The sequence below is a fragment of the Burkholderia sp. IO2 genome (genome assembly GCF_029522185.1).
Taxonomy (GTDB): Bacteria; Pseudomonadota; Gammaproteobacteria; order Burkholderiales; family Burkholderiaceae; genus Burkholderia; species Burkholderia cenocepacia.
The window spans coordinates 75,175-98,862 of sequence record NZ_JAKWFH010000029.1; the positions used below are offsets into that span (position 1 = coordinate 75,175).

The 23,688-nt window shown below is 70.3% G+C and carries 25 protein-coding genes and 1 riboswitch; of the genes, 13 read left to right on the forward strand and 12 right to left on the reverse strand.

The genetic code is table 11. The annotated features are described in order from the left end of the window. Positions 1 to 7: 7 nt before the first annotated feature. The 4 genes from MMB92_RS19715 (at position 8) to MMB92_RS19730 (ending at position 2,141) form a co-directional block, all read left to right on the forward strand. Complete coding sequence (locus tag MMB92_RS19715) at positions 8 to 616, forward strand: VWA domain-containing protein (RefSeq protein ID WP_277562868.1); 609 nt, start codon at positions 8 to 10, stop codon at positions 614 to 616. Positions 617 to 678: 62 nt separating this feature from the next. Next, entirely contained in the window at positions 679 to 1,131 is a 453-nt protein-coding gene (locus MMB92_RS19720) for a YaiI/YqxD family protein (RefSeq protein WP_006492939.1), read from the forward strand. 25 nt (positions 1,132 to 1,156) lie between these two features. Then, positions 1,157 to 1,789, forward strand: a complete 633-nt coding sequence (locus MMB92_RS19725) for a DUF1993 domain-containing protein (protein WP_020979853.1) — start codon at positions 1,157 to 1,159, stop codon at positions 1,787 to 1,789. A gap of 25 nt (positions 1,790 to 1,814) precedes the next feature. Next, positions 1,815 to 2,141, forward strand: a complete 327-nt coding sequence (locus MMB92_RS19730; protein WP_006496440.1) for a low molecular weight protein tyrosine phosphatase family protein — start codon at positions 1,815 to 1,817, stop codon at positions 2,139 to 2,141. 33 nt (positions 2,142 to 2,174) lie between these two features. Here the strand turns inward: MMB92_RS19730 and MMB92_RS19735 are convergent, their stop codons facing one another. Continuing rightward, on the reverse strand, positions 2,175 to 2,597 hold the full coding sequence (locus tag MMB92_RS19735) for an NUDIX hydrolase (RefSeq protein ID WP_277562869.1): 423 nt from the start codon (positions 2,595 to 2,597) through the stop codon (positions 2,175 to 2,177). 152 nt (positions 2,598 to 2,749) lie between these two features. Further along, positions 2,750 to 3,010, reverse strand: coding sequence for a hypothetical protein (locus tag MMB92_RS19740; RefSeq protein WP_277562870.1), 261 nt, complete (start codon positions 3,008 to 3,010; stop codon positions 2,750 to 2,752). Positions 3,011 to 3,289: 279 nt separating this feature from the next. Here MMB92_RS19740 and MMB92_RS19745 point away from each other — a divergent pair, with 279 nt between their 5' ends. The 4 genes from MMB92_RS19745 to MMB92_RS19760 all read left to right on the forward strand — a co-directional run bounded on the left by MMB92_RS19745 (position 3,290) and on the right by MMB92_RS19760 (position 7,863). Then, complete coding sequence (locus tag MMB92_RS19745; protein ID WP_034201784.1) at positions 3,290 to 4,450, forward strand: CoA transferase; 1,161 nt, start codon at positions 3,290 to 3,292, stop codon at positions 4,448 to 4,450. A 103-nt stretch (positions 4,451 to 4,553) separates the two neighbouring features. After that, entirely contained in the window at positions 4,554 to 5,855 is a 1,302-nt protein-coding gene (locus MMB92_RS19750) for a citrate:proton symporter (protein WP_062884530.1), read from the forward strand. Positions 5,856 to 5,892: 37 nt separating this feature from the next. After that, complete coding sequence (locus MMB92_RS19755) at positions 5,893 to 7,059, forward strand: acyl-CoA dehydrogenase family protein (RefSeq protein ID WP_006482987.1); 1,167 nt, start codon at positions 5,893 to 5,895, stop codon at positions 7,057 to 7,059. A gap of 60 nt (positions 7,060 to 7,119) precedes the next feature. Beyond that, positions 7,120 to 7,863 carry an IclR family transcriptional regulator gene (locus MMB92_RS19760; protein ID WP_006496436.1) on the forward strand — a complete coding sequence of 248 codons (744 nt, stop codon included), beginning with the start codon at positions 7,120 to 7,122 and terminating at the stop codon, positions 7,861 to 7,863. Between the two features lie 102 nt (positions 7,864 to 7,965). Here the strand turns inward: MMB92_RS19760 and MMB92_RS19765 are convergent, their stop codons facing one another. The 5 genes from MMB92_RS19765 to cobG all read right to left on the reverse strand — a co-directional run bounded on the left by MMB92_RS19765 (position 7,966) and on the right by cobG (position 14,086). Beyond that, complete coding sequence (locus MMB92_RS19765) at positions 7,966 to 9,321, reverse strand: chitinase (protein WP_277562871.1); 1,356 nt, start codon at positions 9,319 to 9,321, stop codon at positions 7,966 to 7,968. Positions 9,322 to 9,662: 341 nt separating this feature from the next. Further along, complete coding sequence (gene cobJ / locus MMB92_RS19770) at positions 9,663 to 11,378, reverse strand: precorrin-3B C(17)-methyltransferase (protein ID WP_277562872.1); 1,716 nt, start codon at positions 11,376 to 11,378, stop codon at positions 9,663 to 9,665. Next, complete coding sequence (locus MMB92_RS19775; RefSeq protein WP_048986541.1) at positions 11,375 to 12,109, reverse strand: precorrin-2 C(20)-methyltransferase; 735 nt, start codon at positions 12,107 to 12,109, stop codon at positions 11,375 to 11,377. The genes cobJ and MMB92_RS19775 overlap by 4 nt, the downstream gene beginning before the upstream one ends. Then, positions 12,106 to 12,732, reverse strand: coding sequence for a precorrin-8X methylmutase (locus MMB92_RS19780; RefSeq protein WP_006491059.1), 627 nt, complete (start codon positions 12,730 to 12,732; stop codon positions 12,106 to 12,108). The genes MMB92_RS19775 and MMB92_RS19780 overlap by 4 nt, the downstream gene beginning before the upstream one ends. Further along, on the reverse strand, positions 12,725 to 14,086 hold the full coding sequence (cobG, locus tag MMB92_RS19785) for a precorrin-3B synthase (RefSeq protein ID WP_171983999.1): 1,362 nt from the start codon (positions 14,084 to 14,086) through the stop codon (positions 12,725 to 12,727). The genes MMB92_RS19780 and cobG overlap by 8 nt, the downstream gene beginning before the upstream one ends. Positions 14,087 to 14,192: 106 nt before the next feature. Continuing rightward, positions 14,193 to 14,385, reverse strand: a riboswitch (cobalamin riboswitch). Positions 14,386 to 14,595: 210 nt separating this feature from the next. On the opposite strand from cobG, the gene cbiE reads away from it, so the two are divergent. From cbiE to cobM, 4 genes are read left to right on the forward strand one after another with little or no spacing between them, the layout of a single operon-like run. After that, entirely contained in the window at positions 14,596 to 15,858 is a 1,263-nt protein-coding gene (gene cbiE / locus MMB92_RS19790; protein WP_277562876.1) for a precorrin-6y C5,15-methyltransferase (decarboxylating) subunit CbiE, read from the forward strand. Beyond that, positions 15,858 to 16,946: a cobalt-precorrin-5B (C(1))-methyltransferase gene (locus MMB92_RS19795; RefSeq protein WP_060211479.1), complete on the forward strand. Its 1,089-nt coding sequence runs from the start codon at positions 15,858 to 15,860 to the stop codon at positions 16,944 to 16,946. Before cbiE ends, MMB92_RS19795 begins: the two co-directional genes overlap by 1 nt. After that, entirely contained in the window at positions 16,943 to 17,674 is a 732-nt protein-coding gene (locus MMB92_RS19800; protein WP_200063520.1) for a cobalt-precorrin-6A reductase, read from the forward strand. The genes MMB92_RS19795 and MMB92_RS19800 overlap by 4 nt, the downstream gene beginning before the upstream one ends. A 42-nt stretch (positions 17,675 to 17,716) precedes the next feature. Further along, positions 17,717 to 18,445, forward strand: coding sequence for a precorrin-4 C(11)-methyltransferase (gene cobM, locus MMB92_RS19805; protein ID WP_006496427.1), 729 nt, complete (start codon positions 17,717 to 17,719; stop codon positions 18,443 to 18,445). A gap of 123 nt (positions 18,446 to 18,568) precedes the next feature. On the opposite strand, the gene MMB92_RS19810 is transcribed toward cobM, so the two are convergent. Further along, the gene (locus MMB92_RS19810; protein ID WP_034201776.1) at positions 18,569 to 19,747 is read right to left on the reverse strand and encodes an MFS transporter; all 1,179 of its coding nucleotides are present in this window, start codon (positions 19,745 to 19,747) and stop codon (positions 18,569 to 18,571) included. Positions 19,748 to 19,877: 130 nt separating this feature from the next. Between MMB92_RS19810 and MMB92_RS19815 the strand changes: the two genes are divergently transcribed. Then, complete coding sequence (locus MMB92_RS19815) at positions 19,878 to 20,399, forward strand: MarR family transcriptional regulator (RefSeq protein WP_212126479.1); 522 nt, start codon at positions 19,878 to 19,880, stop codon at positions 20,397 to 20,399. Positions 20,400 to 20,535: 136 nt separating this feature from the next. Here MMB92_RS19815 and MMB92_RS19820 read toward each other — a convergent pair whose 3' ends face one another. From MMB92_RS19820 to MMB92_RS19835, 4 genes are all read right to left on the reverse strand, one after another. After that, positions 20,536 to 20,928 carry a hypothetical protein gene (locus tag MMB92_RS19820; RefSeq protein WP_212126478.1) on the reverse strand — a complete coding sequence of 131 codons (393 nt, stop codon included), beginning with the start codon at positions 20,926 to 20,928 and terminating at the stop codon, positions 20,536 to 20,538. Between the two features lie 232 nt (positions 20,929 to 21,160). After that, entirely contained in the window at positions 21,161 to 21,865 is a 705-nt protein-coding gene (locus MMB92_RS19825; RefSeq protein ID WP_277562873.1) for a glutathione binding-like protein, read from the reverse strand. Positions 21,866 to 22,038: 173 nt separating this feature from the next. Then, positions 22,039 to 23,163, reverse strand: coding sequence for a porin (locus tag MMB92_RS19830; RefSeq protein WP_277562874.1), 1,125 nt, complete (start codon positions 23,161 to 23,163; stop codon positions 22,039 to 22,041). A gap of 232 nt (positions 23,164 to 23,395) precedes the next feature. Then, positions 23,396 to 23,688: helix-turn-helix transcriptional regulator (locus MMB92_RS19835; RefSeq protein WP_249179251.1), on the reverse strand; the 293-nt coding region annotated here is incomplete at its 5' end.

The window sequence follows — 23,688 nt, forward strand, 5'->3', positions numbered from 1 at the left end:
CGCACGCGTGCCGGGCGCGGTGCGCGCCGGCACGGCCGTCGCGTGGCCGGCGACGCTCGCCGCGAAACGCGGCGGCCCGCTGCATCGCGAGCATCTGCGCTTCGGGAAACGCGCGGGCACGCCGCGTGCGCTGCATTGCTTCGTGCTCGACTGTTCGGCGTCGATGTTGTCGCACGAGCGGCTCGCGCTCGCGAAGGGGCTGATCGTCGCGTATTTCGATCAGGCCGCGCGTGCGCGGGTCGAAACCGCGCTGATCTGCTTCGGCGGTCAAGGCGCCGCGCGACGCTTCGGCCCGGCCGTGCCGCGCTGGTGGAACGCGCGCTGGCTCGAGCCGGTCGACGGCGGCGGCGGCACGCCGCTCGCGGACGGCATCGCGGCCGCCGCACGCTTGCTGGCCAGCGCTGCGCGCCGCGAGCCCGGCAAGCAGCGCTGGCTGTGGGTGCTGTCCGACGGGCGCACGCGCGAGATGCCGGCCAGGCCGGCGGCGGCCGATCACGTCGTGTTCGTCGACTTCGACGACGCGGCCGTGCGGATCGGGCAGGGCGCGCGGCTCGCCGCGGCGTGGGGCGCGCAGTGGGTGACGGTCGACGCGCTTGGCACGGATCGCGCCGGCTGATGGCCGGCACGGCGGTGCGCTATGATCGCCGCTTCTGCTTTTGCCCACTGGAAACCCCCGCCATGCAAGTACTGGTCGATGCCGACGCGTGTCCCGCCGTCATCAAGGACATGCTGTTCCGCGCCGCGCGTCGTGCCGAGATCTGCGTGACGCTGGTCGCGAACCAGTTTCTACGCACGCCGCCGTCGCCGTTCATCAAGGCCGTGCAGGTGCCGGCCGGCTTCGACGTGGCCGACGCGCGCATCGTCGAGCTGGCGGAACCCGGCGATCTCGTGATCACCGCCGACATCCCGCTGGCCGCCGCCGTGCTCGACAAGGGCGCGCATGCGCTCGACCCGCGCGGCAACTGGTTCAGCCGCGAAAACATCGAGGAGCGCCTGTCGACGCGCGCGATGATGGACCAGTTGCGCAGCGCCGGCATCGACACGGGCGGGCCGGCGCCGTTCAGCGCGCGCGACGGCAAGACGTTCGCGTCGCAGCTCGACCGGTTCCTGGCGCGGCACGGCAAGCCGTAACGGCACACGTCGGCGCCCGGCCAGGATGCAGGTTCGCGCCGACGCTGCTATCGTGGGGCGAGAACCCCAACACAGGAGCGCATGCGTGTCACCCACCCAACTTCTCGTTCCGACCTACACCCAGATGCTGCGCGCGCAGTCCGCGTGGCTCGACAAGGCCGTCGCACACCGGCAGGCCGCTGGCGACGACCCCGACGCGGCGATGACGCTGAGGCTGGCGCCCGACATGTATCCGCTCGCCGCCCAGGTGCGCTTCTCGTGTTTCCAGGCGATGGAGCCGGTTCACCGGCTGCGCGGCGAACCGCTGCCGGCGGCGTTGCTGGCCTTGCGCGAGGCGGGCTGGAATGCGGATGCGCAACCCGGTTCGCCGGCCGATGCGCAGGCGATCATCGCCGGCACGCTCGCCTTTCTCGGCGAACTCGCCCCCGATGCGCTCGATGGCGGCGCAGCGCTGCCGATCGCGCTCGAACTGCCGAACGGGATCGCGTTCGACATGACGGGCGAACAGTACGCGCGCGACTGGGCGCTGCCGCAGTTCTACTTCCACGCGATCGCCGCGTACGCGATCCTGCGCCATCACGGTGTCGAGCTCGGCAAGGCCGATTACGTGCCGCACATGCTCGCGTACGTGCGGCCGGGCACGATTCCGCAAGGTTGAGCCCCCTCGGGCGCCGCGCAGCGACATGACACGGGCACTGTTCATCTGCAGCCGCAACCGGCTGCGCAGCCCGACGGCCGAAGCGGTGTTCGCCGCGTGGCCCGGCATCGACACCGACTCCGCGGGCCTCGCGCCCGATGCGGACGTGCGGCTCTCGGCCGAGCAACTCGATTGGGCGGACATCGTGTTCGTGATGGAGCGTGCGCACAAGGCGCGACTGTCGGCGCAATTCGGCGCGCATCTGAAGCACCGGAAGATCGTCTGCCTCGACATTCCCGATCGCTACGCGTTCATGCAGCCCGAACTCGTCGCGCTGCTCGAACGCAAGGCCGGCCCGTTCCTGCGCGCGTAGTCGCCGCAATCGGAGCCCGAGCCGGCGTCGACCTCAGCGAAGCGGCCCGCTCGCGAACGCCGAAAAACAGTCGAGCCGCAGCAGCTCGATGATCTTGCGCGTCGGCACGCTCGCCCGCAGCGTGTCGAGCCGGTCGATGGTGAACCACTTGCAGCGGGCGATCTCGTTGCTCGCCCGCGGCGTCAGGTGTGCCGGCACGTCGGCCACGAACACGTGATGCAGCTTCGTCAGCCCGCCGAACTGCACCGCGTAGTCGAGCACGAGCCCCTCCAGCCGCGTCTCCTCCGCGAGTTCCCGCCGCGCGGCCTCGAGCGGTGTCTCGCCGCGCCGGATCGTGCCGCCGGGCAGCGACCAGCGCGCCGCGGTGCGGGCGACCAGCAGCACGCTGCTGCGCTGGCGGCACACGATCGTGGCGCGTTCCTTGATGACGGCGACGGTATCCGGCCCGGTGCTCATGTTCGGCAAAACAGGTACTGAATCGTGGAGAAAAATGCGCGTCGGCCGCGCGAGGGTCGGCGGCCGGCTGCCACGGCATGCACGCCGCCGCGCCGATGTTACCGGCCGTTCGTGACAGTTGCGTGCACCGCGGTCGCGCCACGGGCGACGGCTCACGCGTGCGTATGGATCCCGCTGCGCGCAGGCCCCGCGTGGCGCGAATGACGGCGCATGTGAACGGCACGCCGGTGATGCGGCGACGGCGCGGTGACGTGCCGGCGTGCGGGCGCGGGCCGGGCCACCGGCGCGGCAGCATGCGACGCGGCGCCCGATACCCCGGTTTGTCCCTCGCCGAAGTGGAAAGTCTGGTTTTGCGCGTGCGCGATGTCCAGCGTCGATGCGAGCAGGAAGGCCGCCAGCCACAACCGTTTCATGAATATTCCGCCTCGTTACTGATGGGGGTGAACGTTGCCCGCCAGCTTAGCGAACGGCGGGGCGCCCCCGCAACCGCCCGCGTTCGGTGTCGTCCCCCCTTGCGCGCGACGACGTTCTCCGCGCGGCAGCCGGGTCCCATCCGGGCTTGACAACATAATTCCTGAGTGTGAATATAAATTCACATACAAGAATTATTCGCCGAATCCGGAGAAGCCCCGCGCCAGTGCCGGGCCGCCGGAACCGGCCGTCCGATCAACCGGAAACCAGGAGCGAGACGCATGGCGGAACACGAGCAGCAGGGCGCGCTGGCGGGATTGCGCATCATCGATCTGTCGCGGGTGCTAGGCGGCCCGTACGCGACCCAGATCCTCGCCGATCACGGCGCGGAGGTGATCAAGGTCGAACCGCCGTCCGGCGACGAGACGCGCACGTGGGGCCCGCCGTTCGACGGCGACACCGCGTCGTACTTCCTCGGCGTGAACCGCAACAAGCTCGGCATCGCGCTCGACCTGACGCAGCCGGCGGATCGCGAGCGGCTGCTCGGGCTGCTCGAACACGCGGACGCGGTCGTCGAGAACTTCAAGATCGGCACGATGGAGCGCTGGGGGCTCGGCTTCGACGCGCTGCATGCGCGGTTTCCGCGCCTCGTCTATTGCCGCGTGTCGGGTTTCGGCGCGGACGGCCCGCTCGGCGGGCTGCCAGGCTACGACGCGGCCGTGCAAGCGCTCGCGGGGCTGATGAGCGTCAACGGCGAAGCCGGCGGCGCGCCGCTGCGAGTGGGCGTGCCGATCGTCGATCTCGTCACGGGGCTGAACGCGGCGCTCGGCGTGCTGATGGCGCTGCGCGAGCGCGACGCCAGCGGCCGCGGCCAGTTCGTCGAATCGACGCTGTTCGACTGCGCGCTGTCGATCCTGCACCCGCATACGCCGAACTTCTTTCATTCGGGCAAGGCGCCCGTGCGCACCGGCAACGCGCATCCGAACATCACGCCGTACGACAGCTTCCCGACGGCGGGCGTCGACATCTTCCTGGCAGTCGGCAACAACGGACAGTTCGCCGCGCTGTGCGATGTGCTCGGCACGCGCGACTGGCTCGACGATCCGCGTTTCGCGGACAACCGCGCGCGCAGCCAGCATCGCGCCGCACTGCGCACGCTGCTCGAAACGGCGCTGGCCGCGCACGACGGCGCCGCGCTCGCCGAACGACTGATGCGCCGCGGCGTGCCGTGCGCGCCCGTGCTCGGGCTCGACGCGGCGCTCGACCATCCGCATGTCGCGCATCGGCAGATGAAGGTCGAGCTGGGCCGGCATCGCGGCATCGCGTCGCCGATCAAGCTCGGCCGCACGCCGGCCACGTACCGGCGGCCGCCGCCCGCACTGAACGAACATGCGGCGCAGGTGTTCGCGGACGGCGACGATCACGACCACCGCCGGCGCTGACCGGCATCGCGGCGCACGGGCGCGCGCCGCACACCATCATTCGGACATCACGCCGGCCCGCGCATCGGCACGCCCTGCGCACCGGCTGCAGAGGAGACGCATCATGCTCGCATGGATCGGCGCGGTCGCCATCGTCGCGCTGTTCGGCCTGATCATCACGAAGCGGTTGTCGCCGCTCGTCGCGCTGATCGTCGTGCCGGTGGCCGCGTCGCTCGCGGCGGGTTTCGGGCTGCAGACCGGCAAGTTCGTCGTGCACGGCGTACAGAACATCGGCCCGATCGCCGGCATGTTCGTTTTTGCGATTCTATTTTTCGGAATCCTCACCGACGCGGGGATGCTCGATCCGATCATCGCGGGCGTGCTGCGCGTGATCGGCTGTCATCCGCCGCGCATCGTGATGGGCTCGGCGCTGCTCGCGCTGCTGATCCATCTCGACGGCTCGGGCGCCGTCACGTTTCTCGTCACGCTGCCCGCGATGATGCCGCTCTATACGCGGCTCGGGATGGATCGCCGCATCCTCGCGTGCGTCGCATCGATGGCGGCCGGCGTCAACTTCCTGCCGTGGGTCGGGCCGATGCTGCGCGCGTCGGCCGCGCTGCACATTCCCGGCTCGGCGATCTTCACGCCGATGATTCCGGTGCAGATCGTCGGGCTCGCGTTCGTGTTCGGCACCGCGTACGTGCTCGGCGCGCGCGAGGCGAAACGGCTCGGGCTCGACCGCGCCGGCGCGGCCTCGCTCGCGATCGCGCCGCGCGCGCTGACCGACGCCGAGCGCGCGTTGCGCCGGCCGGGCCGCTTCGGGATCAACGTCGCGCTGACGCTCGTCGTGCTCGTCACGCTGGTGTCGGGCATCGTCGACCCGATGGTGATGTTCATGCTCGGCACGGTCGCCGCGCTCGTGATCAATTACCCGGACGTGCAGGCGCAGCGCGAACGGATCGACGCGCATGCGAAGGCCGCGCTGATGATGGCGAGCGTGCTGCTCGCGGCCGGCGCGTTCACCGGCATCATGTCCGGCACCGGGATGCTGAAGGCGATGGCCGAGGTCGTCGTCGCGCACGTGCCCGTCGAGCATGCGCGCCACATGCCGTTCGTGCTCGGGCTGCTGTCGATGCCGCTCAGCCTGCTGTTCGATCCCGATTCGTTCTACTTCGGCGTGCTGCCGGTGCTCGCGGAAAGCGGCAAGCTGCTCGGCGTGCCGCCGATCCAGATGGCGCAGGCCGCGCTGCTCGGCCAGATGACCACCGGCTTTCCGGTGAGCCCGCTCACGCCCGCGACGTTCCTGATCGTCGGGCTGACCGGCGTCGAGCTCGCCGAGCACCAGAAATTCACGATTCCGTTCCTGTTCGCCGCCACCGTGCTGATGGTCTTCGCCGCGGTCGCGACGGGCGTGTTTCCATTGTGAGCGGCGCGGCCGTTCACGCTTCCCGGGAGAGCAGTCCATGCAGTTCGACCTGACCGACGACCAGCGCGCGATCGAAAGCGCGATCGAGAAAATCTGCGAGCGCTTCGGCGACGACTACTGGCTCGAACGCGATCGCGCGGGCGGATTTCCGGCCGATTTCCACGCGGCGCTCGCCGAGGCCGGCTGGCTCGGCATCGCAATGGACCCGGCCTACGGCGGCGCCGGGCTCGGGATGACCGAGGCGGCGCTGATGATGCGCACGATCAGCGCGTCGGGCGCCGGCCTGTCCGGCGCGTCGGCCGTTCACATGAACATCTTCGGGCTGAACCCGGTGCAGGTGTTCGGCAACGACGCGCAGAAGACGCGCTTCCTGCCGCCGCTGATCGCCGGGCACGACAAGGCGTGCTTCGCGGTGACCGAACCCGACGCCGGGCTCGACACCACGCACCTGAGCACGCAGGCGCGCCGCGACGGCGATCACTACGTGCTGAGCGGGCGCAAGATCTGGATCTCGACCGCGCAGGTCGCGAACAAGATGCTGATCATCGCCCGCACGACGCCGCTCGACCAGGTCGCGAAGCCGACCGACGGGCTGAGCCTGTTCTATACCGACCTCGACCGTTCGCGCGTCGAAGTGCGCGAGATCGAGAAGATGGGCCGCAAGGCGGTCGATTCGAACATGCTGTTCATCGACAACCTGCGCGTGTCGCGCGACGACCTGATCGGCAACGAAGGCGACGGCTTTCGCTATCTGCTGCACGGGCTGAACCCGGAACGCATCCTGATCGCCGCGGAGGCGATCGGGCTCGGGCAGGCCGCGCTGCGCCGCGCGACGCAGTATGCGTGCGAGCGCGTGGTGTTCGGTCGGCCGATCGGGCAGAACCAGTCGATCCAGCATCCGCTCGCGCAGGCGTGGATGCAGCTCGAGGCCGCGTGGCTGATGGTGATGAAGGCCGCGACGCGCTACGACGCGGGCCAGGCGTGCGGCGCGGAGGCGAACGCGGCGAAATACCTCGGCGCGGAAGCCGCGTTCCAGGCCTGCCAGACGGCAATCGCGACGCACGGCGGGATGGGGTACGCGAAGGAATACCATGTCGAGCGCTACCTGCGCGAGTGTATGATTCCGAGGCTCGCGCCCGTGAGTCCGCAACTGATCCTGTGCTACATCGCGGAGAAGGTGCTCGGGCTGCCGAAGTCGTACTGACCGTAGCGACCCGGCGGCCCGCCCGGCGCGCGGTTTCCCGTTCCGAATCAAACGCTCGTCATGGACGTCAAACTCGTTGCCCGCACGCTCGACCTGTTCGAGCTGTTCGCCGCCGAACGGCGGCCGCTGCCGCTCACCGAACTCGCGCGCCTGCTCAACGTGCCGGCGTCGAGCTGCCTCGCGATGGCGCGCACGCTCGTGAGCCGCGGCTACCTGTACGAAGTGCGCAAGCGCGGTGGCTACTATCCGACGCGGCGCCTGCAGACGATCGCCGCGGCGATCGACGCGCCCGATCCGGTCGTCGACATCGTGCATCCGCACCTCGTCGCACTGCGCGACGCGAGCCGCGAAACCGCCGTGCTCGGCAAGATCCAGGGCGCGTCGGTCACGTATCTCGACGTCGTCGAATCGGAGCAGGCGATCCGCTATACGCGCCAGCCGGGCGAGCTGCGGCCGCTGCACGCGAACTCGATCGGCAAGGCGATCTTCGCGGAACTCGCGGGCGACGCGCAGCAGGCGCTCGGCGGGCAACTGCCGTTCGAGCGCTTCACCGACGCGACGGTGGCCGACCTGCCGGCGCTCGTCGCGCAGACCGCGCGGTTTCGCGAACTCGGCTGGGCCGAGAACTTCGGCGAGAGCGCGCCCGAACTGTCGGCGATCGCGGTGGCGCTGATGCTCGACGGCGACTGGTACGGGCTGTCGGTCGTCGGGCCGACCGAGCGGATTCGCCAGCATCGCGACACGCATGCGGCGCTGCTCGTCGACGCGAAGGCGCGGCTGCTGGCCGAGCACGCGCGCGGGTAGGGCCGCGGCGCGCGACGGCGCAGGCAGCGGGCCGTCGCCGGCGTTCGGTGCTGACACGCCGGAAACGGCCCGCCGCGCGTCACGCGCGAGCGCGTCGCAGCGTCACGACTTCACCCACACGCCGCCCGCGCTCGGGTTGTCGCCCTGCGTCCACCATTTCGCGCAATACTTCGCGCCTTGGTACGTCACGCACGTGCCGCCCTGGTAGGCGGTCGTCGCCGACCACGCGGGCGTGCCGCCGCCGATCGGCTTCCACACGGCCGCCTGGCCGGGCACGTCGCCCTGCGTCCACCACTGCGCCTGATACGTCGTGCCCTGGTAGGTGACCGTCGCGCCGGCCGTATAGACCTGGCCGGCCGCCCACGGTGCGCCCGGCTGCGGCGTGCCGCCGTCCGAACCGCCGCCGTAGTTCGGGTCCTGCGTGACGCCCGCGCCCCACTTGCCGTCGAGCTTCTTGAAGATCGTCGCGAACGCGTACGGTTGCTGCGCGACGCCCGAGCAGGTCGGCGACGCATACGTGCCGCCGGACGGGCACGCCTGATCGCGGCCGACCGACCAGTTGCCGAAGAAGCCGTAGCCGTTCGCGATTGCCGCGTTCAGCACGGTCTGCGCATTCGCGAGCGTGAACGTTTCGCCTTGCACGTCATTCACGCCGATCATCGGCGTCACGCCGACCATCTGCCACAGCTGCGCATTGGTCTTCGGCTGCCCGGCCGACTTGAACGCCGTGTCGAGCTGCGAGTAGAGCGCCTGCGCGGCGCTGATCGCGGCGGCACCCATGTCGAGGTTCGCGGGGCCGTAATCCATCGCCATCACGTTGACCGCATCGAACGTGGCCTTGTTCGCGATGGCCGCGTTGACGACGTTCACGCCGTCCTGCGTGAGCCCGGTCGGCATCGTCGGCAGCGTCAGCGTCACGTGCAGCGGCTTGCCCTTCGCCGCGTAGTCGGCCTGCAGTTGCGCGACCGCCTGGAAGTTGCGCGCGACCGCAGCCGTGTCCTGCTGCGACGCGCCCTCGATGTCGAAGTCGATGTGCGTGAGGCCGTACGTGTCGATCACCGTCTGGTACGCGTTCTTCAGCGCGGGGACCGTCGAGCATGCCTGCATCAGCGGCGTGCCGTTCGCGCCGCCGAACGACACGGCGACTTCGCCGCCTTTCGCGCGATAGCTCGCGATCGACGTGGACAGCGCGGTCAGCAGGCCGCCGCTCGCGCCGTTGCCGATCGGCTGGACACCGCCCCACGACGGCACGCAGCCGTTGCCCGCGACCACGAATGCGAGCGTGAACTGCTGGATGCCCTGGCGCACGCCGATCTGGTCGACCAGCGGTGTCGGATAGAGCGTCACGTCGACATAGGGTGCATAGACGCCGGCACCGTGCGACACGCTCGCCATCGCGAGCAGACAACCTGCGGCAAACGCACGCGGAACGAAACGCGGCAACACATTGTTGTTCATTCTGTGTTCTCCAAGTGGAAGAGGGATACGCTGGCCTGCGTATCGCCGCCGGCGGGACAGGCACGTGTCCCGTCGGCGGCGTGCCTATCTTGGAGGATTCACGTCGAATAGGGAATTTAGGTGTTCTTCTTTTTGTTATTCGATTCCCGATACGTAACGATCTTGCCGATTCGGTCGCATTGCGAAACGCGGAGCGGGCACTTTTTCCGGCTGACCGGGAGGCAGCGCGTGCATGGACCGGTTCCAGCGAACCGGCGACGCGCCGGCGTGCCGGTCAGCGGCTCGCAGGCATGCGCATTCACGCGAGCGCCGCCGGATTCGGTACGCGCGCGCCGCGACGTTCAGCGATACCAGCGCGGCGTGTAGACCCATTCGCGTGCGTTGCCGATCGCGAAGCGCCGCGTCGTCGACGAGCCGACGATCACCATCGTGCGCATGTCGACCTGGTCGCAGCGCAGTGCGCCGAGGGTCGTCGTCGCAAGCGTCGCGCCCGGCCGCCCGATGTCGCGGCCGAGCACGACCACCGTATCGGCCGCGCGATGCGCACGCACGATGTCGAGCGCACGGTCGAGCTGCCACGGCCGCGCGCGCGAAATCGGGTTGTAGAACGCCATCACGAGATCGGCTTGCGCCGCGTGTTGCAGGCGCGTCTCGATCACGTCCCACGGCTTCAGGTTGTCCGACAGCGAGATCGCGCAGAAGTCGTGGCCGAGCGGTGCGCCGGCCTGCGCGGCCGTCGCGAGCGACGCCGAGATGCCGGGCTCCACGCGCAGGTCGACCGCGGCCCATTGCGGGTCGCGCGCTTCGTCGAGCGCTTCGAGCACGGCCGCGGCCATCGCGAACACGCCCGGGTCGCCCGACGACACGACTGCGACGCGCCGGCCCTCGGCCGCCAGTTCGAACGCATGGCGCGCGCGCTGCATTTCCTCGCGATTGTCGGTGCCGTGCACGCGCTGGTCCGCCCGAAACGGGCCGGCCATGTTCACGTAGGTCGTATAGCCGAGAATGTCGGTCGCGTCCGCGAGCGCCGCGCGCGCGGCCGGCGTGAGCCACGCGGCGGCGCCCGGGCCGAGGCCGAGCACCGTCAGGCGGCCGCGTGCGCGGCCGAGCGTGGCCGGGTCGACCGGCTGCGATGCGACCGCGCACGCGAGACCGTGCGATTCGCCACGAAGCGTATGCGCGACGCGCAACGCACGACCGAGCAGCGTGGCGGCGTCGGCTGCCGCGTCGCCGTCGCGATCGCTATCGACGAAACGCAGCGGCACGTCGAGCGTGCTCGCCGCGGCTTCCAGCGCGGCGTCGCCGATCGCCGACACCGGCGCGACGATGGCCGCGAGCGCCAGCCGCGCGAGGCCCTGTGCGTCGAGCATGGCGTCGATGCGCGCAGCAAGCGCTTCGCCTGCATGCACGGCATCCGCGGCAACACCGATCACCACGCTGCGCGGATGAATCACAAGCTCGTCGCGCGCGCCGCGCCACGCATCGGGCGTCACGCGAATCGCGTGCGCGGCCGCGGCATCACGGGGCAGCGCGACGTCGTCGAGCCACGGCGCCGCGCCGTCGATGCGCGTCGACGCGCCCGCGAGCAGGTCGGACACGAAGCGCTTGCCCTGCGCGAGATCGGCGAGCGCATAGCCTTCCGGCGGATTGAGCACGCACGCGCCGAAGCGCAGCTCGCCGCTCGTCGTGATCGCCGGCGCGACACCGACGCATTCGGCGATCTCGCGCGCGATCACGTTGACGCCCGTCAGCCCGCCGAGCAGCGGCACGACGGCCGAGCCGTCCTCCGCGACCGCGAGCACCGGCGGCTCGACGCCCTTGTCGGCAAGCGCGGGCGCGAGGCAGCGGATCACGATGCCGGCCGCGCACAGCGCGACGATCGGCAAGCCGCGTGCATAGAGTTCGCGCAGGTGCGCGCCGAGCTCGTCGAACGGCACGTCGGCGTCGACGCGCGACGCGAGACCGTGCACACGGGCGCCCGGGTAACGCGCCTGGATCCGCCGCGCGGTATCGAGCGCGCCCGCGCCGAGGATCACGATCGCGGGCGGCGTCATCATCCTTGCCATTTTTCCCCCGGCACGACGAGCAGCGAGAAATACGGCGACGCCATCGGATCGACCTCGTCGAGCGGTACGATGCGCTGGTTGGCCATCGTCGCGCGCTCGACGTACCGCGCGCGCTTCGCAAGCCCGAGTTCGTCGAGCACGCGTCGCACCTTGTCGAAATTGCGGCCGAGCTTCATCACGACGGCCGCGTCGGCCCGCGCGAGCCGCTCGCGCAGTTCATGCTCGGGCAGCACGCCCGACAGCACCGACAGGCTCTGGTTGCGATACACGAGTGGCTGGCCGAGCACGGCCGTGCCGCCGAGCATCGCGCACACGCCGGGGATCACCTCGGTGTCGTAACGCGGCGCGAGGCGGTCGTGCAGGTACATGTACGAGCCGTAGAAGAACGGGTCGCCTTCGCAGATCACCGCGACGTCGCGGCCCGCATCGAGGTGCGCCGCGACGATCTCGGCCGCGGTGTCGTAGAAATCGGCGATCACCGTCTCGTAGCAGAGCGGCGGCGGCAGCGCCTCGGTCGTCACCGGGTAGACCAGCGGCAGTTGCGTCTGCCCATCGAGCAGGTGCGCTTCGACGATGCCGTACGCGTTGCCTTTCTTGCCCTTCGCGACGAAATACGCGACCACGGGCGCGGCCTGCAGCACGCGCAGCGCCTTGATCGTCATCAGCTCGGGATCGCCGGGGCCGACGCCCACCCCGAACAGCCGTCCGCGCGCGGTCGTCATTCGACCTCCGTTGCAAGCGCATTGACCGCGGCGGCCGCCATCGCGCTGCCGCCGCGCCGGCCGAGCAGCGCGACGTACGGCACGCCGCGGCTGTCGGCGTCGAGCATCGCCTTCGATTCGGCCGCGCCGATGAAGCCGACCGGGAAACCGAGGATCAGCGCGGGGCGCGGCGCGCCGGCGTCGATCATGTCGAGCAGGTGGAACAGCGCGGTCGGCGCATTGCCGATCACGACGACGCTGCCCGCGAGATGCGGGCGCCACAGTTCGAGCGCGGCGGCCGAACGCGTGTTGCCGAGCCGGCGCGCGAGCTCGGGCACCTCCGGCTCGCCGAGCGTGCAGATCACGCGGTTGGCCGCGGGCAGCCGCGCGCGCGTGATGCCTTCGGCAACCATCCTCGCGTCGCACAGGATCGGCGCACCGGCCGCGAGCGCCGTGCGGCCGGCCGTGCCGGCGCCGGCCGAGAAGCGCAGGTCGTACACGACGTCGACCATCCCGCACGCGTGGATCACGCGCACCGCGAGTTTCTCGAGATCGGGCGGAACCTGCGACAGGTCGGCCTCGGCGCGGATCGTCGCGAACGACTGGCGGTAGATTTCCTGCCCGTCGCGAATATAGTCAAGCATCGGTGGTGTCCTGGCTGTGCCGCGCGTCCATGAGTCGGACCGCGGCCTGGTCAATCGTCAGATGGCGCGCGAGCAGGGCGCCGAGGCCCGTGGTCGCGTCGCGCCGGTAAAGGTCGTAGTGTGCGGGCGCCACCGCGACGAGCGTATGCGTCGCGGGATGCGGCAGCGCGCAGTGGCGCGCGCAGCCGGTCAGGTGCACGTCGAGCGGCCGGCCGATGCGGGCGGCGAGCGCGAGTGCGTCGTGTTTCGTGTCGGCGTGCGCTTTCGCGCAGCCCGCGCTGCCGGTACAGGCGACGAGCGCCGCCAGCGGCTCGGACGCCGCGCCTACGAGGCCGAGCGACTTGAGTGCTTCGCGCATCGCCACCGCACGTTCGTTCGGCACGCCGTGCATGAACACGCCTTGCCACGGCGTCATCGACAGCGTGCCGTCGCCGTCGGCTTCGGCCAGCGCGGCGAGCCGTTCCAGTTGCGCCGCGTCGAGCCGCCCGAGCGCGAATTGCGCGCCGACGCTGCAGCGGGCCGCGGCGCGCGACGGCTGCGCGCCGAAACGCAACGCCGGGTCGGCATGCGTGCGCCGCCAGCCGGCAAGCGCCGGATCGGCCGCGAGCGGAAAGGGCAGGTAGCGCCGGGCGCGTTCGAACAGCGTGCGTTCGCCGCACGTCGCGAGCAACGCGCGCATCCGCGTGACGTCGGCCGGCGCGAGATCGAGGAACGCGCGCAGCAGCGCCCGCACCAGCGCGACGCCCTGATCGGGCGACACGTCGACCGACGCGGGCCGGTCGCCGGGCGCCACCGGCGGACAGCCGGCCAGCCCCGCCGCAAGACGTACCGCGCCGTCGGCGCGGCGCCACGCGGCGAGCCAGATGTCGTGCGGATGATCGAGCGCCGCGACCGCTTCGCCGCCATCGAGCTGGATCGAGAATTTCGGCGACAGTTCGCCGCGGCGCGGCTCGTTCGCCAGCATGTCGAGCAGCGGCACGGCGAGCGCGTGGCTATCGACGAGCGCGGTCGGGTCGTGCCCGGCGAGCGGGCTGAGCAGCACGTTGCGGACGTCGTCGCTCGCCGCGAGCGCGGCCGCCTCGGCGGCGGTGTCGCCGGCGCTTGCGCGCGGGCCGAGCCCCGCGTCGAGCAACGCGTGGGTCAACGCATCGGTCGCGCCGTCGCGAATGCCGCGCAACTGGAGATTCGCACGATTGGTCGCATCGATCGCGCCGGAACCGTACCGGCGCGCGGCGGCGGCGATCGCACGCGCCTGGCGCGCGTCGAGCCGGCCGCCCGGCAGCTTGATCCGGCACAACCCGCCGTCGGCGGCCGCGACCACGCGCACGAGCCCCGGGCAGGCCGACGGGCGCACGACGGGCGACGCAGGAATCGAATCGGGGGCGGAACTCAACGGGATACCGGAACAGTGTGGCGCCGCGGCCAACGCATCGGTACACCCCGCCCGACGCCGACTGGCACGCACGCACTTTCTGGCCGGCAGGTCTCCTGGCTGACAGGTCGGCGCCGACTCCCGGCCTTCCCGGTGAAACCAGTGGCATGAGGAGGGAGATCGGCTCGCTGTCTACAGTTGCGGGGGCAGCCACAGCGGCGCGCGGGGCGCCCTGTGTTCCCTCTTCGGCCCCGAAGGGCACCGGCGAACGAACGGCCGTAGGATACCCGATTTCGGTCGCGATTCGCGACCGGCTGGCGGTTCGCGGCGAGCGAAGCGGGCAACGGCCGCGCGCGGGCGGGCGGGCGGGCGGGCAGATGAAACGCGGGGTGGAACACGGTACCATGCCGTTTTTTGCAACGCGGACGGCTGCACCGGCGCTTTCACGGCCGCGCGGCGACACGATGAAATCGAACGATGGGGAAGGGTGCATGACGGCGTGGCTGACGGTAGTGGGCATCGGCGACGACGGTTACGCGGGGCTCGGACGCCACGCGCGGCGCGCGCTGCTCGATGCGGCGCACGTGGTCGGCGCGAAGCGGCAGCTCGACATGCTGCCCGCGCGACTGCGCGCGACGCGCGAAGCATGGCCGTCGCCGTTCGACCTGTCGGGGCTGCTCGCGCGCCGCGGCGCGCCGGTGTGCGTGCTCGCGAGCGGCGACCCGATGCTGTTCGGCGTCGGCGCGACGCTCGCCCGCCAGCTTTCTCCCGACGAATGGCGCGTGCTGCCCGCGCCGTCGTCGCTGTCGCTCGCCGCGGCGCGCCTCGGCTGGGCGCTGCAGGACGTCGGCGCGGTCTCGCTGGTCGGGCGTCCGCTCGCGACGCTGGCCCGCCACCTGCTGCCGGGCCGGCGCCTGTTCGTGCTGAGCGCCGACGGCCGCACGCCGGCCGCCGTCGCGGCCGAACTCGCCGCGCGCGGCTTCGGGCCGACGCGCATCAGCGTGTTCGAACACCTCGGCGGCCCGCTCGAGCGACGGATCGATGGCCTCGCGCAAGACTGGCACGTCGACGAAACCGCCGCGCTCAATCTCGTCGCACTCGACTGCCAGGCGGGCCCCGACGCACCGCGCCGCGCGCTCACGCCCGGCCTGCCCGACGATGCGTACCGCCACGACGGCCAGCTCACCAAGCGCGACCTGCGCGCGATGACGCTCGGCCGCCTCGCGCCCGCGCCCGGCGAACTGCTGTGGGACGTCGGCGCCGGCAGCGGCTCGATCGGCATCGAATGGATGCGCGCGCATCCATCCTGCCAGGCGATCGCGATCGAAGCGCATGCCGAGCGTCAACGCTTCATCGAACACAACCGCGATACGCTCGGCGTGCCGGGCCTGCAACTCGTCGCGAGCCGTGCGCCTGCAGCGCTTGCGGGGCTCGCCGCGCCCGATGCGATCTTCATCGGCGGCGGCGCGACGGCGCCCGGCGTGCTCGACGCGTGCTGGGCGTCGCTGAAACCCGGCGGGCGGCTGGTCGCGAACGCGGTCACGCTGCAGGGCGAGATGGCGCTCGCCGCCTGGCGCGATGTGCACGGCGGCACGCTTACGCGCGTATCGTTCGCGCATGCCGAACCGCTCGGCCGCTTCGACACGTGGCGGCAGCCGCTGCCGGTCACGCTGTACGACGCGCGCAAGCCCGATGCCGCGGATGCGGCTGCCGTGGCCGGCGCGTCGCATCCGTCGAACCCAATGGACGCGTGATGCGCGACGAAACCCCCGAACAGCCCGCGCCGCTGCGCTTCGGCTACACGACCGGCAGTTGCGCGACCGCGACGTCGCTCGCGGCCGCGCGGCTGCTGCTCACGGGTCACGCGGACGACGCGGTCGAGATCGTGCTGCCGAAGGGGCAGCGCGTGATGATGCGGCTCGAGTTCTGCCGCACGACCGCCGACGGCGCCGAAGCCGGCACGATCAAGGATGCCGGCGACGATCCGGACGTCACGCATGGCGCGCTGATCTTCGCGCGCGTCGCGCTCGCGGCGGCGCCCGGCGTGCGCTTTCATGCCGGGCCGGGCGTCGGCACGGTCACGCGCGCGGGGCTGACGCTGCCGGTCGGCGAACCGGCGATCAATCCGGTGCCGCGCCAGATGATGACCACGCACCTGGAGGCGCTTGCGGCCGAGCACGGCTACGCGGGCGGCTTCGACGTGACGATCGGCGTCGAAGGCGGCGAGGCGCTCGCGCTGAAGACGATGAACCCGCGGCTGGGCATCGTCGGCGGGCTGTCGATCCTCGGCACGACCGGCATCGTGCGGCCGTTCTCGTGTTCGGCCTATATCGCGTCGATTCATCAGGGCATCGACGTCGCGCGTGCGAACGGCATCGCGCACATCGCGGCCTGCACGGGCAACGCGAGCGAGGACGCGATGCGCGCGCACTACCAGCTTCCCGACATGGCTTTGATCGAGATGGGCGATTTCGCGGGCGCGGTGCTCAAGCATCTGCGGCGCGCGCCGGTCGCGCGCCTGTCGATGTGCGGCGGCTTCGGCAAGCTGAGCAAGCTCGCGGCCGGCCATCTCGATCTGCACAGCCGCCATTCGAGCATCGACCTGCCGCTGCTCGCGCAGTGGGCGGCCGAAGCCGGTGCGAGCGACGCGCTGCAGGCCGCAATGCGCGCGGCGAACACGAGCCAGGAAGCGTTGAAACTCGCGCAGGCCGACGGCGTGCCGCTCGGCGATCTGGTCTGCGCGCATGCGTTGCAGGTGGCGCGCGACATCGTGCCGCCGTCGGTCGCGGTCGAGATGTTCGCGATCGACCGGCAGGGCCGCTTCGTCGGGGCGGCGCGATGAGCGCGCGCATCCTGCTGCTCGGCGGCACCGGCGACGCGCTGAAAATCGCGCGCGCGCTCGGCCCGCATCATGTCTACAGTCTCGCCGGCCTCGGCAAGACGCCCGACGATCTGCGCTGCGACGTGCGCGTCGGCGGGTTCGGCGGCGCAGCCGGGCTCACCGCGTATCTGCGCGACGCCGGCATCGGCCTCGTGATCGACGCCACGCATCCGTATGCCGCGCAAATCAGCGCGAACGCCGCGGCGGCGACGCGCGACGCGGGCGTGCCGCTGTGGGCGCTGCGCCGCGCGCCGTGGACGCCGCAGCCGGGCGACGACTGGCGAATGGTCGACGACTGGGCCGGCATCGAGGCCGCGCTCGCGCCGTTCCGGCGCCCGCTGTTCACGCTCGGCCGCGAACCGCTCGCGCATCTCGATGCGATCCCGCCACACCAGTTCTGGCTCGTCCGCTGCCTCGACACGCATCCCGGCAACGCCCGTGCGCAGGTCGTCGCCGCGCGCGGGCCGTTCACGCTCGACGGCGAGCGCGCGCTGTTCGCGCTGGCGGGCATCGACGTCGTCGTCAGCAAGAACAGCGGCGGCGCGGCCACCGAGGCCAAGCTCGACGTCGCGCGCGAACGCGGGCTGCCGGTCGTGATGCTGCGCCGGCCGCCGCTGCCCGATGCCGACCGCGCGTTCGACTCGGTCCGAGCGCTCATCGACGCGCTCGATCCGGCCGCGCGCGCGTGACGCGACGCAGCGGCCACTCAACGAATTGACGGAGAAATTTCGATGACGGTGTATTTCATCGGCGCGGGCCCCGGCGACCCGGAGCTGATCACGGTGAAGGGCCAGCGCCTCGTGCGCACGTGCCCGGTGATCCTGTACGCGGGCTCGCTCGTGCCGGCTGCCGTGCTCGACGGTCATCGCGCGGAGCAGGTCGTCAACACGGCCGAGCTCGACCTCGACGCGATCGTCGCGCTGCTCGCCGCCGCGCACGCGAACGGGCAGGACGTCGCGCGCGTGCATTCGGGCGACCCGTCGCTGTACGGCGCGATCGGCGAGCAGATCCGCCGCCTGAAAGCGCTCGGGATTCCGTACGAAATCGTGCCGGGCGTGACGGCCACGGCCGCGTGCGCGGCGACGCTCGGCGTCGAGCTGACGCTGCCCGGCGTCGCACAGACGGTGATCCTCACGCGCTTCGCGGGCAAGACGACGATGCCGGAAGGCGAGGCGCTCGGCGGGCTGGCCGCGCACCGCGCGACGCTCGCGATCCATCTCGGCGTGCGCCATCTCGCGCGCATCGTCGACGAAGTGCTGCCGCATTACGGCGCCGATTGCCCGGTGGCGGTGATCTATCGCGCGAGCTGGCCCGACGAGGCGCGCGTGACGGGCACGCTGGCCGACATCGTCGGCAAGGTGCAGGGCACGCAGATCGAGCGCACCGCGCTGATCCTGATCGGGCGCGTGCTCGACGCCGAAGGGTTCGCGGATTCGACGCTGTACGCGAGCGCAGGCTGAACACGCCAGCGCCGTGGAGCCGAGTATCTGGACGGGCCGCGAGGATATTGCCGGTGCGCGAGCGAGCATGACCGGGACGGCACCGGGCATACAGACGCCCGCGCCGCTGGTCCGCGATGTCGCTCAGGCTCGCGCCATCTGCCGCACCCGTTTCGGCGCGAACCCGGCCGCGAGCACGAACAGCACGACACAGAGGCACGCCATCGCGATCCATGCGGGTGTCAGGTCGGCGAGATGCTGGCGCACGATGCCGGCCGCGAACGGGAACAAGCCGGCGATCAAGTAACCGATACCCTGCACGAACCCCGTCAGCGACGCGGCATCGGCCGGCGTCGCCGCATGGTCGACCGTGACGATCAGCGACAGCGGAAACAGCGCGCCGATTCCCGCGCCGACGAGCAGCGCGGCCGGCAATGCGAGCGCTTCCGGTGCGGCCAGCATCACCAGCAACCCGACGAACAGCGACGCGATCGCCGCATGCAGCGCGGGCCGGCGATCGGGCAGACGGTCGATCGTCGCGGAAATCGTCAGCCCCGCGACGACTTCCGCGAGCGTCACGCCGCCGAGCAGGCTGCCGGCCGCGGTCGGCGACCAGCCGAGCCGCATGTAGTACGGCGGCAGCCACGCGAGCACCAGCGTGTATGCGCCGGTCGCGATGCCGAAGAACAGCGCGAGCCGCCATGCGCGCGGCGAACGCGACGGCCGCGCATTCGATACCGACGCCGGCCCGGCGGCAAGCGCGTCGCCATCGCGGCTGGCCAGCGGCCAGGCCAGCGCGGCGAGCGCCGCCGGCAACGCCCAGCCTGCAAGCGCGGCGAGCCAGCCCCAGCGCGCCGCGGCAAATGGTGCGATGACGCTCGCGAGCACCGCACCGCCCATGATCGACGTCGAGTAGACACCCATCGCCCCGCCGATACGGGTTGCGAAATGCGCCTTCACGAAGCCGGGCAACAGCGCCTGCACCATCGCGATCCCGACGCCCGCGCAGCACGCACTCGCGAGCAGCAGCCAAGCATGCTGCGCACCGACGCGCGACGCGCAAGCCAGCCCGATCAACGCGACACCGAGCCACACGCCGCCCGCGATCCCGGTGAGGCGCTGCAGGCGCCGCGCGCTCAGTGCGCCGAGCCCCATCAGCAGGATCGGGATCGTCGTCAGCAGGCTGGCCGCGCCGTCGCCGATCCCCGTCGCGCGCTGGATCATGTCGAGCAACGGGCCGACCGCGGCGAGCGCCGGCCGCAGGTTCAGCCCGACGAGCACGATCGCGGCGAGCCGCCATCCGGGGGAAGTGAAGCGATTCATTGCAAGGCCCTCTCTATCGGTACGCGGCTGCCAGCGAGGCGCCGCGCGTTTTTCAGGTAAAGTATCTCGACATCAAGATAAACGCCGATTTATCTCGACGTCAAGATAACTGGCAAGCCGAGGAGGGTTAATGGATCGAGCCGAGCATGCGCTCGCGCAATGGCGCGCCGAGCGTCCGGACCTCGACGCAACGTCGATGGTGGTGATGGGGCGGTTGCAGGAAGCCGCGCTCGTGATCGCGCGCGACCGTCTCAATCCGCTGTTCGCGCGCTACGGCATGCAGCCGGGCGAATTCGACGTGCTCGCGACGCTGCGGCGCAGCGGTGCGCCGTTCGCGCTGACGCCGACCGCGCTGTACGACGCGCTGATGATGTCGTCGGGCGGGATGACCGCGCGCATCGATCGGCTGCAGAAGGCGGGGTGGGTCGAGCGCCGGCCGAACCCGGCCGACGGGCGCGGCACGCTCGTCGCGCTGACGGATGCCGGGCGGGCGCTGATCGATGAAGCGGTCGTTGCGCACATCGACAATCAGCGTGCGCTGCTGGCGGCGCTGTCGGAGGCGGAACAGGTGCAGTTGTCGAAACTGCTGGGGAAGTTGCTGGCGGGGCTGGAAGATAGGGCGCCGGAAGGGGAAGAAGGGAACTTGCGTTGAAGAATACGTGATGCAAACGTACACGGCAGGCAGAAGAGCTCTTCGTGAATTTTCGTGGACGTCGCTTGCCGACCCACAACAGCCTGCCGTGGTTTCCGAAAGCGGCCGTTAGGGGCGTCTGTCTCTCTCAAGCAGGTTAGAGCTTGCGCGCACAAAAACCATAGTCCATCGACGTAAATGCCGAGAATCCGAGTTCGACCAGCACAGACTGCAGTCGGTTGGTAAGCGGTATCCCATAGACCTCCAGGATCGAATAGCCAGGATCGCCAGAGCGAGAATTGTGGTGATCGTCGACAGAATCCAGAATTGCGTCGCACCAGTTTTCCCGATCCACCCCGTATTGAATGAACGTGGTAACGCCGCCTTCCATGTTGAGTCCCGGCGAGTTCGGCGATGCTCTCCAGATTTGCTCGGCAACGGCAACGTTCGCAGGAGTAGCAACGACCCAAGCGTGTCGGACTCTTGCGATCACTTCTTGAATACGAGCGCCGAAATCAGGATCTACGATAAGTGCGACCGTGTCTTTCATCGGTATTCGCCCTCTCTCGTTGCTGGAATCCATCCCATCAGGGACAGGCGAATTGAAGGAGTCCGATTGCGATCCTCGACCATCTATCCAGCGATGTCGAATGTCAGAAACTGGCCGAACACCGACAATCTTCCCGAGGCTCCGCAAAAATTCGCGATGACCCCAAAAACCCGCCGCCCAATGCGGCGGGCGTCACAGTCGCGGGCCGCACGTGGCGCACCCGCGTAACCGATTAGCCGCGCGCCGGAATATTGAGCCCGCGCTCCACTGCCGGCCGCGCAACGAACGCGTCGAGCACCCGCTTGACGTGCCGGAATTCACTGAACCCAACCAGATCGCCCGCTTCGTAGAAGCCGACCAGATTGCGCACCCACGGGAAGATCGCGATGTCGGCGATCGTGTAGGTATCGCCCATCACCCACTGGCGGGTCGCGAGATGCGCGTCGAGCACGCCGAGCAGGCGCTTCGACTCGTCGACGTAGCGCTGGCGCGGACGCTTGTCCTCATAATCGCGGCCGGCGAACTTGTGGAAGAAGCCGACCTGGCCGAACATCGGCCCGATGCCGCCCATCTGGAACATCACCCACTGGATCGTCTCGTAGCGGCCCGCGAGATCCTTCGGGATCAGCTGACCCGTCTTGTCCGCCAGATAGATCAGGATCGCGCCCGATTCGAACAGCGGCAGCGGCTGGCCGTCGGGGCCGTTCGGATCGATGATCGCGGGGATCTTGTTGTTCGGGTTCAGCGACAGGAATTCGGGCGAGAACTGGTCGTTCGTGTCGAAGCGCACGAGGTGCGGCTCGTACGGCAGGCCGGTTTCCTCGAGCATGATCGACACCTTGACGCCGTTCGGCGTCGGCAGCGAATAGAGCTGGAGACGGTCGGGATGCTGGGCCGGCCATTTTTTCGTGATCGGGAAGACGGACAGGTCGGGCATGAAAGTTCGCTCGTCGAAGTGGATGATCCGCGCAGCGTTGCGCTGCCGCGCCCGAACACGTTCCACGGCGCGGCGGCGGGCCGGAGCGCGCCGAAAAACGCCCACTGTAGCCGATCCGCGGAATCGATGCAGGGCTCGACCACGCGCGCCCGGTGCCGCCTCGCCCGGCGCCGTCAGAAGTTGTGCCGCAGCCCGACCATCGCGGCCGTGGTGCCGACGCCCGGTGCGACCGGCTGCCCGTACACGAGCATCTGGTCCATCGTGCCGCGATTGTTCACGTGGCCGACCTGCGCATAGACCATCGTCCGTTTCGACAAGCTGTAGTCGGCCGCGAGCACGACCGCCGTCGAGCGGTTTTCGGAACGGTTGCGATCCTTCAGGTAGTACACGGCGGACGTGACCTGCAACGCGGGCGTGAAGCGGTAGCCGACGCCGGCCGACAGCATGTCGAGGTTCACCTTGTCCGCATGCGACGGATTCCTGCCGTTGCCGTACGACGCCGACACCGAGAAATCGCGGATCGTGTATTTCGCGCCGGCGTAGACGAAGCGATTGTTGTCGACGCCGGTCGGCGCGACGCCCGGCGCCGGATTCGCGTCGTGACCGTTGTAGTAGACGGCCGACAGGTTCAGCCCGTCGTTCGCATACCTGAGCACGACCGATTCGCGCGTGCCGCCCTGAAACTGCCCGGCGACGCCGCCCGGCGCGTATTCGAGCGCGATCGACGCACCCGCGAACGTCGGCGACTGGTAGACGAGCGCATTGCTGTCGTACAGCGCGCCGATCGCGCCGTTGGTGCTCGTGCCCGGCCAGCCGGCGGCCGTGTTCAGGCCGAGCCACGCGGTCAGCACGCTGCCGAAGAACTGCGCATTGCGCACGTCGGTGTCGGCCATCGCGTAGATCATCGGCACGATCTGGCGGCCGGCCGTGAACGTGCCGAACGGGCCCGACACGCCGAGCGACGCGACCTGGTTGAAGATCGCGACGGCGCCCGGCGTGTCGCTCAGCTGCAGCTTGCCGGTACTGCTGTCGAACGAACCCTGCAGCTTGAAGTTGATCTTGTAGCCGCCGCCGATGTCCTCGCTGCCCCGGATGCCCCAGAAGCTCGAATAGATGCCGCCGTCCTTCATGCGGAACACCTTGCCGGTGTTCGGCGCGCTCGGGCTGAACGACGCGGCCGACGTGCTCTGGTACAGCAGGCCCGTGTCGATCACGCCGTACAGCGTGACGGAGGATTGCGCGTGCGCGAGCGCCGAACAGCCGGCAAGCGCCGCGAGCGCGGCCAGTTTCGTCTTCATCGAAGTCTCCAGAATCGTCATGGACCGGACGGGATCGAGCCCGGCCGGGTGAAGCGGGGAAGCAGCGGGGCAGGCGGGAACGCGCGACATGCGCGCCGCCGCGAGCCGTGCGGAAAGACTACGCAACGACGGGCGGCCGCTCCCCCCCATGCGCGGGGGGCAGGGTTGCGGAGAATCGAAACGGGGATGGACAGGCGACTGCGCAGCCGCGGGCGACGGGTTCAGGCCGGCATCAGGGCGCGCTTTCGAGCAGCCCGAGCACCAGCGCGCGGCGCACCGCATGCTTGCGCGAGCTGGCGTCCAGCTTGCCGAACAGGTTCTTCAGGTGCCATTTCACGGTTTCCTCGCCGACGGCGAGCGCGACCGCGATCTCCTTGTTCGACAGGTTGCGCGCGAGCAGCTCGAGGATCGCGCGCTCCTTCGGCGTCAGCACGACGCTCGGCACCGCGCGCGGGCTCGCCGCGCCGCGCGGGGCCGGCGGCACGATGCGCGGCTGCGGCAGCGCGTGCCGCGCGGGGCCGTCGC